General features: G+C 68.8%; 11 protein-coding genes and 1 pseudogene. 11 read left to right on the top strand and 1 reads right to left on the bottom strand.

What is annotated here, in order from left to right:
• Window positions 1-221: pseudogene (locus KD1_RS16930) on the top strand (hypothetical protein); the annotation flags it as partial.
• Between the two features lie 19 nt (window positions 222-240).
• On the opposite strand, the gene KD1_RS14045 reads toward KD1_RS16930, so the two are convergent.
• Complete coding sequence (locus KD1_RS14045; RefSeq protein WP_068402946.1) at window positions 241-2,763, bottom strand: excinuclease ABC subunit UvrA; 2,523 nt, start codon at window positions 2,761-2,763, stop codon at window positions 241-243.
• A 60-nt stretch (window positions 2,764-2,823) separates the two neighbouring features.
• On the opposite strand from KD1_RS14045, the gene KD1_RS14050 reads away from it, so the two are divergent.
• From KD1_RS14050 to KD1_RS14095, 10 genes are all read left to right on the top strand, one after another.
• Window positions 2,824-3,282, top strand: coding sequence for a hypothetical protein (locus KD1_RS14050; protein ID WP_157073372.1), 459 nt, complete (start codon window positions 2,824-2,826; stop codon window positions 3,280-3,282).
• A 119-nt stretch (window positions 3,283-3,401) separates the two neighbouring features.
• Window positions 3,402-3,635 carry a YlcI/YnfO family protein gene (locus KD1_RS17545; RefSeq protein ID WP_068402952.1) on the top strand — a complete coding sequence of 78 codons (234 nt, stop codon included), beginning with the start codon at window positions 3,402-3,404 and terminating at the stop codon, window positions 3,633-3,635.
• 3 nt (window positions 3,636-3,638) lie between these two features.
• Window positions 3,639-3,953: a type II toxin-antitoxin system PemK/MazF family toxin gene (locus KD1_RS14060; protein WP_068402953.1), complete on the top strand. Its 315-nt coding sequence runs from the start codon at window positions 3,639-3,641 to the stop codon at window positions 3,951-3,953.
• A 100-nt stretch (window positions 3,954-4,053) separates the two neighbouring features.
• Entirely contained in the window at window positions 4,054-4,602 is a 549-nt protein-coding gene (locus KD1_RS14065; RefSeq protein ID WP_068402955.1) for a dihydrofolate reductase family protein, read from the top strand.
• 11 nt (window positions 4,603-4,613) lie between these two features.
• On the top strand, window positions 4,614-5,987 hold the full coding sequence (locus KD1_RS14070) for an L-serine ammonia-lyase (protein WP_068402957.1): 1,374 nt from the start codon (window positions 4,614-4,616) through the stop codon (window positions 5,985-5,987).
• Window positions 5,988-6,168: 181 nt separating this feature from the next.
• Window positions 6,169-6,459: a hypothetical protein gene (locus KD1_RS14075; RefSeq protein ID WP_169795403.1), complete on the top strand. Its 291-nt coding sequence runs from the start codon at window positions 6,169-6,171 to the stop codon at window positions 6,457-6,459.
• Window positions 6,459-7,064: a D-Ala-D-Ala carboxypeptidase family metallohydrolase gene (locus tag KD1_RS14080; RefSeq protein WP_068402960.1), complete on the top strand. Its 606-nt coding sequence runs from the start codon at window positions 6,459-6,461 to the stop codon at window positions 7,062-7,064. Before KD1_RS14075 ends, KD1_RS14080 begins: the two co-directional genes overlap by 1 nt.
• A 396-nt stretch (window positions 7,065-7,460) precedes the next feature.
• The gene (locus KD1_RS14085) at window positions 7,461-8,888 is read left to right on the top strand and encodes a phage tail sheath family protein (protein WP_217995900.1); all 1,428 of its coding nucleotides are present in this window, start codon (window positions 7,461-7,463) and stop codon (window positions 8,886-8,888) included.
• Between the two features lie 11 nt (window positions 8,889-8,899).
• Window positions 8,900-9,427: a phage tail protein gene (locus KD1_RS14090; protein ID WP_068402963.1), complete on the top strand. Its 528-nt coding sequence runs from the start codon at window positions 8,900-8,902 to the stop codon at window positions 9,425-9,427.
• Between the two features lie 23 nt (window positions 9,428-9,450).
• Entirely contained in the window at window positions 9,451-10,182 is a 732-nt protein-coding gene (locus KD1_RS14095; protein WP_068402965.1) for a hypothetical protein, read from the top strand.
• Window positions 10,183-10,255 lie beyond the last annotated feature (73 nt).

Consider the following 10,255-nt stretch of genomic DNA (forward strand, 5'->3'; position numbering starts at 1 on the left):
GGCTGGCGCTCGCAGCCGGCCTGGCCCGCCTGCCCGGGGTGGCCTCCGACGGCCGGCTCGGCAGCGTCTCCGGCGCGTTCTACACGGTCGCCTACATGGGGTTCGGCACGCCGCTGGTCCTGGCGTCCCTGTCGAACTCCATGCCGGTGGCGGTCCCGCTGGCCGTCCTCGCCGGGCTCTGCGTCCTGTTGACCGTGCAGCAGTACCGCGCGCGCCTCTGACGCCAACCGCCGCGACGCATCACCGGTGACCGAGCCCCAGGTGCGCTCGCAGGTACCGACCGGTGACACTGCGCTCCGACCGCGCGACCGCGTCGGGGCGACCGGTCACGACGATCCGGCCGCCGTCGGCGCCGCCGCCGGGCCCCATGTCGATCACGTGGTCGGCGTTGGCGATGACGTCGAGGTCGTGTTCGATGACGAGCACCGTGCCGCCGGCGTCGAGGAGGCGTTGGAAGACCGCGAGCAGCACTCGCACGTCGTCGGGGTGCAGGCCCACGGTCGGCTCGTCGAAGACGAACAGCGTGTGCCGCTGCTTCTTGCCCAACTCGGTGGCGAGCTTGAGCCGCTGCGCCTCCCCGCCGGACAGCGCCGGGGTCGCCTCGCCGAGCGTGAGGTACCCCAGGCCGACGTCAGCCAGCGCCGTCAGTCGAGCCACGACTCGGGTCAGGTCGGCGACGTGCGGCAGCGCCTCGGTCACCGTGAGCGCGAGGAGATCGGGCAGCGACAATGTGCCGTCACCGGTTGCGGAGCGTCGTTGGTACGCCTCCGCGGCGGGGCTGTAGCGGCGACCGTGGCAGTCGGTGCACGGGATGTCGACATCGGGCAGGAACTGCACGTCGAGCGTGATCTCGCCGGTGCCCTCACAGAGCGGGCAGCGCAACGAGCCGGTGTTGTACGAGAAGTCGCTGGCGGTCAGCCCAGCCTCGCTAGCCGAGGCGAGGCCGGCATAGTCGCGCCGCAGATCATCGAGCACGCCGCTGTACGTGGCGACGGTCGAGCGCACATTGATGCCGATCGGCGTGGCATCGACGACGTTGACCTTGTCGATGCCGTCGGCGTCGATGGCCAGCACGTGCGCGGGTCGGGTGTGGTCGTCATCGGAGCGCAGTGCGGGCACGAGACTGTCGAGCACGAGCGTGCTCTTGCCCGACCCCGACACGCCCGTGACGACGGTGAGCCGCCCGCGCGGGATCGCCACGTCGAGGGCATGGACGGTATGGATCGCGGCCGTGCGCATCGCGATCGTGCCGTGTGCGAACATCTCGCCCGACGATGCTCCGGCCCGGACCTGCACCTGCGCGCGCCCGGTGAGATACGGGCCGATACGAGACTCCGGATTGGCATCGAGTTCGGTGACGTTGCCCGTGGCCACGACCGTGCCGCCGTCGGCGCCCGAGCCCGGACCGATCTCGATGACATGATCGGCCCCCACCAGCACGAGCGGGTCGTGGTCGACCATGACGACTGAGTTGCCTTCGGCGAGCAGGTCGGCGATGACGCCCTTCAGCCCCTCGATGTTGGCCGGGTGGAGGCCGATCGAGGGCTCGTCGAGCACGTACAGCACCCCGGTGGTCTCGTTGCGCACGGCGCGGGCCAACTGAACCCGCTGGCGCTCACCGGTCGAGAGGGTCGCGCCGGCCCGGTCGAGCGAGAGGTAACTCAGGCCCAGGTCGAGCAGGCGGCGGGCCATGCCGAGCAGGGTGGTGACGAGAATGTCGGCCATGGGGCGCATGGCCTCTGGCAAAGACGACGGCACGGTCGCGGCCCAGGCGACGACCTCCTCGAGGGTCATGGCCGTCGCGTTGGCGAGGCCGATGTCGCCGATGCGTGGCGCGGAGGCGGCGGGGGAGAGGCGCGTGCCGTGACAGGTGGGGCAGGTCTGCTCGGTGAGGAACCGGCTCACCCGCGCCAGCCGCTTCTCGTCGCTCGCACGCTTGAGCTCCTCGGTGACCGTCAGCCGCGCGTTGCGGAACGTGAAGTCGAGCTCGTGCAGCCCCTTCTTCGACGAGACGGTGATGTGCTTCTTCTCCTGCGGCCCGCCCAGGACGATCTCGCGCTCCCACTCGTGAAGGTCGCGCCACGGCACCTCGGTGCGCACACCGAACTCCCGGGCGATCTGGGGTTGGACGTTGAAGCCGAACATCTGCCACGGGATGACCGTGCCCTCATCGATGCTCATGGCCGGATCGCGGATGAGCGCATTGTCGTTGACGTCACGGACGGTGCCGAGGCCATCGCAGGTCGGGCACGCGCCGCCGGAGTTGAACGCGAGCGCCTCGGCGCCGGGCGGGCGGAAGGTGACGCCGCAGACCGGGCAGGTGAGCGGGGTCTCGGCGGCGACGGCCAGGGTGGGTTCCTGCCGGTGGCCGTTGGGGCAGACGTGAGAGGCGAGTCGCGAGAACATCAGCCGCAGCACATTGAGGAGCTCGGTGGACGTGCCGAACGTGGATCGCACGCCGGGCACGCCGGGGCGTTGGCGCAGCGCGAGAGCGGCCGGGACGTGCCGGACGCGGTCGACGTCGGCGCGCGGCGTGTGGGCCATGCGGCGCCGCGTGTACGTTGACAGGGCCTCGATGTAGCGGCGTGACCCCTCGGCGTACAGCACGCCCATCGCGAGGGAGGATTTGCCCGAGCCGGAGACGCCGGCGATCGCGACGAGCTGGTTAAGTGGCACGTCGACATCGATGCTGCGCAGGTTGTGGACCCGGGCGCCGCGTACCTCGATGGCCGATGCGGCGGATCCTGCCGGTGATGGCTCCACGTCTCTCCTCCTGGTCCGACGTCCTGCTCTGCCTATCGCACCATGGCTACGCTGTGGGCCATGACCCCCACACCGGACGATGTCATGAGCGCGCCCCCGCGTCGGGCGCAGCGGAGTTCGGTGCCGCCCCTGGTGTGGATCGGTGGGACGTGTGTCGCGGTGGCGATGGTGGTCTTCGTCTGGGCAGTGACGTGGCCCTGGTCCTGGGGCGCCGGTGGGTCCGAGCAAAAGTATCCGTCGCCGGACGGGACGCACGCCCTCGTCGTGGTGTCCGAGGTCGACATGATCGACACGTACTACCACCTGGAGATCCGGCGTGGGTCGGGCCTGACCGAACGGTCGTGGGCTGCGGGGTGCGTCAACGGCGACTGGGACAGCATCGAGGACGTGAGGTGGGTGTCGCCGAGCGTCGTCGAGATCGACACGAGCTCCCGCGACGGCGCGACACACCGCATCGAGATCGACCCCGAATCCGGGCGGAGGCTCACTCCGATTCCGGAGGCCCTGCGGTCGTGCTGATCAGGTGACCCTGCCGGAGTCTTCACCTGACACGGTGAGGGCTTCGGTCACTTCGAGACGGGATGCGGACCCGCTGTGAATGCATCCCATGTTGGGATTCAAAATGGTATCGTGTGGCTATGAGTATTCAGATTGCTGTGCGGCTTCCCGAGGAGGTGGTCGCGTTCCTTGATAGTTCCGTTCAGGCCGGGAGAGCGGCCAGTCGAGCGGCTCTGGTGACGTCGGCCGTGGAGCGAGAGATGCGGCGCCAGCTTGCTGAGCGCGATGCCGAGATTCTCCTCAGGGAAGGTGCCGGCGATGAGCTCGATGCCGTCGTGGACTGGACCGTCGCTCACATTGAGATCGAGGACTGAGCGGTGCGCGAGATCTGTCTGGTGCGGCTGGACAAGACTCGACCGGCCCTGGTTTTGACGAGGGAACCCGCGCGGGCGGCCATGACCAAGGTGACCGTGGCGCCCATCACCTCCACCGTCAAGGGGCTCACCAGCGAAGTGCGAGTGGGGCGGCACAACGGTTTGGACTTGGAGTGCGCCGTGGCACTCGACAATGTCGTCACCGTGCCGGTGAGCCACATCGGCCGCACCGTGGGCTACCTCACCGCAACGCAGGAGGCAGAGCTTGCACGTGCTGTCGTCCTTGCCTTCGACCTGGACGTGGCACTCCTCAACTGAGCTGCGTCAGCGCGTCGAGGCCATCTCTCAGAGCTTTGCGGTCCCGAACCGGACCAAGGCCGGCCATCCGGGGCCACACTGGGGTGATGAGGCTCCTGCCATGTTGATCTACTCGATGAGCGCGTCCGTGGACGGGTTCATCTACGACCGTGAGGGCGACTTCGACTGGGGCGTCCCGGACGAGGAGCAGTTCCGCGTCCATCTTGAGCAGACGGCCGCGCTGGGCGGTTTCCTCTGCGGCCGCAAGTTGTACGAGGCGATGGTCGTGTGGGAAACCGACCCGGCCATGCGCGCCACCGAGCTGGAGAGCGCGTTCGCCGACGCGTGGAGCGCCTTGCCCAAGGTCGTCTTCAGCCGCACGCTCGATCGCGTCGAGGGCAACGCGCGGCTGGCGACCGGCACCTTGGCGGAGGAGGCCGCCGCGCTGGCCGCGTCCACCGACCGTGACCTCGCCATCGGCGGAGCGACGTTGGCGGCCGAAGCGATCGAACTCGGACTCGTCGACGAGTTCCACATCTTCCGCTGCCCGGTCGTCGTCGGCGGCGGCCGGCCACTCCTCCCGCCGGTCACCGCCCGCATCGACCTCACCCTCGTCGCGGCGCGAACCTTCGCCTCACGCGTCGTCTACGAGCACTACTCCCGAGCCTGAGGCCGGGCATCATGGCGCTGAGCGTCTTCGACCTGTTCTCCATCGGCATCGGCCCGTCGAGTTCGCACACGGTCGGCCCGATGCGTGCCGCCGCGATGTTCGCGCAGCGGTTGCGCGATGGCGGAGCGCTGTCACGCACGACCCGCATCACCGCCGAGTTGTTCGGGTCGCTCGGCGCCACCGGGCACGGCCACGGCAGCGACAAGGCCGTCTACCTCGGTCTCATGGGGCAACGACCGGAGTCGTGTGACCCGGCTCGAGCGGCCGACGACGTGGCTCTCGCGCGGGCGCAGCGCCGGATCACCGTTCTCGGCGAGCACGAGATCGCCTTCGTCGAGGACACCGATCTCGTCATGCACCGCCGGCGCAACCTGCCGCTGCACCCCAACGGACTGCGCTTCACCGCCTACGACGACGCCGGCGACGAACTCGACGAGCGCACCTACTACTCGGTCGGCGGCGGATTCGTCGTCACCGCCACCGCCGACGGCCAGGCTCGGATCGTCGAGGACGACACCCCCGTCGCGCACCCCTTCCGCGCCGGCGACGAACTGCTCGCCCACTGCCGCGACAGAGGAGCGTCGATCGCGCAGATCATGCTCGAGAACGAACTGTCCTGGCGCACCGAAGCGCAGGTGCGCGCCGGGCTGCTCGAGATTTGGGCGGTCATGCAGGAGTGCGTCGCGCACGGCATCTCCGCCGAGGGAGTCCTGCCCGGCGGGTTGCGCGTGCCACGCCGCGCCCCCGACCTCGCCCGGCGGTTGCGTGATGAGCCCACGAACGACGATCCGCTTCGTGGCGTGGACTGGCTGACGATGTTCGCTCTCGCCGTCAACGAGGAGAACGCCGCCGGCGGGCGCGTGGTCACCGCCCCGACGAACGGGGCGGCCGGCATCATCCCGGCGGTGCTGCACTACTACCGGAGATTCGTGCCGGGCGCCGACGACGAGGGCGTCATCACGTTCCTCCTCACCGCCGGCGCGATCGGCGTGATCTACAAGGAATGCGCGTCGATCTCCGGCGCCGAGGTCGGGTGCCAGGGCGAGGTCGGATCGGCGTGTTCGATGGCTGCAGGGGCGATGGCGGCGGTGCTCGGGGGCACGCCCGCGCAGGTCGAGAACGCCGCCGAGATCGGCATGGAGCATAACCTCGGATTGACGTGTGATCCGGTGGGCGGGTTGGTGCAGATTCCGTGCATCGAGCGCAATGCGGTGGCCGCGGTGAAGGCGGTCACGGCGGCGCGAACCGCCATGCGCGGCAATGGGTCCCACATCGTTTCGCTGGACAAGGTCGTGAAAACCATGCGGCAGACCGGGGCCGACATGAAGATCAAGTACAAGGAGACTTCGCGCGGCGGACTGGCCGTCAACGTCATCGAATGCTGAGTCCTGCCGATACCAGTCAGGCCCAATCGGAGTCATGTGCACAACTACTCTTGCCGCGCCATTCCCGCAGGAGGAACATGGTGAGGTGCCGGGCCATTCCACGATAACCGGGCCCACACTCAATGAGGGGAATGCCATGTCGGACAACGCTGTTCGCGACACGGAAGATGGTTTGCCACCCGTGACCGCCGACGAGGAGGCGGCCGCCGTTTTCGGTGGTGAAGCCGGGTCGGATCACCCCGACAACCTGAAGCCCGGCGACAGTCCGGTCGATGGTCGCCAGGTGGACGAGAATGCCGAAGCCGGGGCCGTCGAGCCCAGCGCAGCGGCCACGAATGCCGCGGGCCTGCCCAGCCTGGCGGAACTGGATGCACTGACGGCGGGTGTCGACGCCGACGACACGGGCGACGATGCTCCGAACACTGACGAATCGACTGCGGCCACCGCGGCCGCGGAGGGGGGTGTGTCGTGATGGCGACGACACTGACGAAGGACCAGGCCCAGGCCATGCTGCTGGCCATCGGCATCGACAATGCCCGCACGAGTTTCTCGACCGCGGTCAAGGGATTTCAGCGTGGCTGGAATCTGGGGGCCGCGCTCGTCGAGGACGGTGACTGTGGTCCGAAGACGAGTGCGGCGTTGACCAAATCCTTTGCCCGAAAGCGCAAGGGCATGCCGACCATGAGTGCACATTTCTCGTACACCGAATTCCTGTGCAAGTGCGGCGGAAAGTTCTCCGATTGCCGCCGAGTGTGGACCCTGCGCACACACGTACGGCGCCTCGAGGCCTACCGCTCGAAGATCGGAATGCCGGTGCGCGTGGTGTCGGGATGCCGGTGCCCGCAATGGAACTCCAGCGTCGGCGGAGCATCGCAGAGCCAGCACAAGTTCGGGGCCGCCTCCGACATCCAGGGAGTGCTCAAGGTCGATCGCATGCGTGCCCTCGGCCAATTCGCGGGTATGGGGTTCCAGCGCTCGACCGGGCTGGTCGTGCACGTGGATTCGCGTGACGTCTCCGGTGCCAACACCACCGGTGGCCGCCAGGGCGCCCCGACCACCTGGCAGTACGCAGCCTGATCCCCAGGTCAGGGCACGGTCGGCCGCCGGCGCACATTGGCGACTTCCGACAAGGCGCGAATTCCGACAAGGGGGTGTGCCGACCGTGCGTGGGGGAGTAGAGTGCTAAAGGCACAGGAAATCACGGCGCAACGACGTTGCGCCCACCGGGGGAATTCGTAGGGGCGCCCCCAGATCCCGGATTCATCCAGCGGCCACGGAAACCCTTTCGCACGGGGCAGCCGTCGCCTCACCGTGCTCCACCACCTGCAATGCCAGAACGGCTCGGAGGCATCCATGCCAGTGCAATTGACGTACCCCGGTGTATATGTGGAGGAAGTGGCCAGCGGCGTTCGCGCGATCACCGGTGTCGCGACTTCTGTGACGGCGTTCGTGGGACGGGCTCGACGCGGGCCCGTGGGGAAACCCACGGTCGTTACCAGTTACGCCGACTTCGACCGCAGATTCGGCGGGTTGTGGACCGGGAGCATGCTCGGCTTCTCGGTTCGCGACTTCTTCGCCAACGGCGGCTCCACCGCGGTCATCGTGCGGTTGATCAATGGCGGAGCGCCGTCGCAGATCGAGGTCAACACGCTGACCCTGGAGGCGTCCGCATCGGGCACCTGGGGCGCGTCTCTGCGTGCCCGGGTCGACCACGCCACGAAGGATCCGGGGTCGAGCAGCCTGTTCAACCTCTTTGTACGCGACGGGGCGACTGGGGCAGTCGAGGAGCATCGCAACGTCACCATCGGGGTCACCGACAGTCCGCGGGATCTGGCCAAGGTCCTGCAGAACGAGTCCGCACTGGTGACCGTGAAGACCCCCGGAGCGGGCCGACCGACTGCCAGCGCCACACCGGCGGGCGGGGAGGACCCGTGGGGTGACAACACCCCGGCGACGAACTACCCGGCCGGAACCCAGGGCGACGACGGCAGCGCCCTGAACACCTCGGCCTTCGAGGCATCCGGTCCCGGCTCGAAGACCGGCCTGTACGCCCTCGAGGACGCCGACATCGTCAACCTGATCGTGATTCCGCCCTACAAGTCGGACGGCACCGTCGACACCACCGTGGTCGGCAAGGCCGCGGCGTTCGGTGAAGCCCACCGCGCGATGCTCCTCGTCGACCCACTACCCACGTGGAGCGACGCGGGCACGATCGCGGGCACGGACCTCTCCGCGACCGTCGGCACGAAGAGCCGCAACGCGGCGCTCTTCTACCCGCGACTGCGCCAACCGAACAGCCTGCATGACGACCAGGTCGAGTCGTTCGCGCCGTCGGGGGCCGTGGCCGGGGTCATCGCCCGCACCGACGCCCAGCGCGGCGTGTGGAAGGCACCCGCCGGCCAGGAGGCCACCCTCGTCGGCGTGGCCGAACTGGAACATCGGCTCACCGACGCCGAGATCGGGCTGCTCAACCCGGTGGCGGTCAACTGCCTGCGCAGCCTGCCCAGCGCCGGCCGCGTCGTGTGGGGCGCGCGCACCATGGACGGCGCCGATCGCCTCGCCTCGGAATGGAAGTACATCCCGGTGCGCCGCACGGCCCTGTTCATCGAGGAGAGCCTCTACCGCGGGACCCAGTGGGTGGTCTTCGAACCCAACGACGAACCCCTGTGGGCGCAGATCCGCCTCAACGTGGGGACATTCATGAACAACCTGTTCCGCCAGGGCGCCTTCCAGGGCCAGACCCCGCGCGAGGCGTATTTCGTCAAGTGCGACAAGGAGACGACCACCCAGGCCGACATCGACCTGGGCATCGTCAACATCCATGTCGGCTTCGCACCGTTGAAGCCGGCCGAGTTCGTCGTCATCAGGCTGCAGCAGATCGCCGGCCAGGGCGCCGTCTAGGGGAGTTGGACATGGCACAGTTCAGCGTCAACGCGCAGCGCTTCGACCCGTACAAGAACTTCAAGTTCCGGGTGAAGTGGGACGGTCGGTACGTCGCCGGGGTCAGCAAGGTCGGCGGGCTCAAGCGCAGCACCGAGGTCGTCGAACACCGCGAGGGCGGTGACCCCTCGACCTCGCGCAAGTCGCCCGGACGCACGAAGTACGAGGCCATCACCCTCGAACGCGGCGTCACCCACGACATCGAGTTCGAGGGGTGGGCCAACAAGGTCTGGAACTTCGGTTCCGGGCTGGGGGCGGAGGTCTCGTTGAAGGACTTCCGCAAGGACCTGATCGTCGAGTTGTACAACGAGGCCGGTCAGCTCGTGCTCGCCTACAAGGTCTTCCGCGCGTGGGTCTCCGAGTACCAGGCCTTGCCCGATCTGGACGCCAACGCCAACGCGGTCGCGATCCAGCACATCAAGATCGAGAACGAGGGCTGGGAACGCGACTACGACGTGGCCGAGCCGACCGAACCGACCTTCGCCGAACCGTCGGTCTGATCGGCTCGGGATCGGAGTGCGCCATGGCCGCGACGCCGCTGACCGCGCGCGAGACGCTCGACCTGTGGGAACAGGCCGCCCGCCTCCCGTCGCTGCGGCGCGTCGTCGCATTGGCGGAGCGCGGTGGCACCGGTGGTGAGGAGCTCCTCACCCAACCCGTGGGCCAAGCCTACGCCGCGGCGCTCCGCCTGCGTGTCACCCTGACGTCGGCGCCGTTGGAGGCCACCGCGCCGTGCCCCCAGTGCGGGGCCGTGGCGGAGTTCGCGATGGACCCGGCGGCATTGCTCGCCGAGCACGACGCAACTCGACCGCGGGGCGTCACCCTGCCGGCGATCCGTGCATGGCGTGTGCCGACTCCGGACGACCTGGTGGCGGTGGCCGACCTGCCACCCGCCGCCGCTCGGGATGCCCTGCTGCGTCGCTGCGTGTCCCTGGCCGATCCACCCGGCGACCACGACGACCCGGCGAGGTTGCCGGAGACATCGGTTGCCGACCTGGAGGCCGCGATGATGGCCGCCGATCCGCTCGCCGAGGTCCGCGTCGATCTCGTCTGCCCCTCGTGCTCGGCCGCGTTCACCTGCGTCGCCGACCTCGGAGAGTTCGTCTGGACCGAGATCGAGACCCGCGCCCGCCGCCTGCTGCACGAGGTCGACGTGCTGGCTCGCGCCTACGGGTGGACCGAACCCGACGTGCTGGCCCTGTCCGATCCGCGGCGGGCCGCCTACCTGGGCCTGGCCTTGGACGGCGCGCCGTGACCGGCTACCTGTTCCGACTCGCCCAGCGCGCCGCCGGCGCGGCGAGCGAACCCAGGCCCGACGTGACCCAGGC

The organism is Kribbia dieselivorans NBRC 106261, assembly GCF_001552435.1.
GTDB lineage: Bacteria > Actinomycetota > Actinomycetes > Actinomycetales > Dermatophilaceae > Kribbia > Kribbia dieselivorans.

Excerpts from the sequence above, each read along its gene's own strand:
- KD1_RS14080 (WP_068402960.1), top strand. The coding sequence starts at position 6,459 with ATGGCGACGACACTGACGAAGGACCAGGCCCAGGCCATGCTGCTGGCC.
- KD1_RS14065 (WP_068402955.1), top strand. The coding sequence starts at position 4,054 with ATGTTGATCTACTCGATGAGCGCGTCCGTGGACGGGTTCATCTACGAC.
- KD1_RS14090 (WP_068402963.1), top strand. The coding sequence starts at position 8,900 with ATGGCACAGTTCAGCGTCAACGCGCAGCGCTTCGACCCGTACAAGAAC.
- KD1_RS17545 (WP_068402952.1), top strand. The coding sequence starts at position 3,402 with ATGAGTATTCAGATTGCTGTGCGGCTTCCCGAGGAGGTGGTCGCGTTC.
- KD1_RS14050 (WP_157073372.1), top strand. The coding sequence starts at position 2,824 with ATGACCCCCACACCGGACGATGTCATGAGCGCGCCCCCGCGTCGGGCG.
- KD1_RS14095 (WP_068402965.1), top strand. The coding sequence starts at position 9,451 with ATGGCCGCGACGCCGCTGACCGCGCGCGAGACGCTCGACCTGTGGGAA.
- KD1_RS14070 (WP_068402957.1), top strand. The coding sequence starts at position 4,614 with ATGGCGCTGAGCGTCTTCGACCTGTTCTCCATCGGCATCGGCCCGTCG.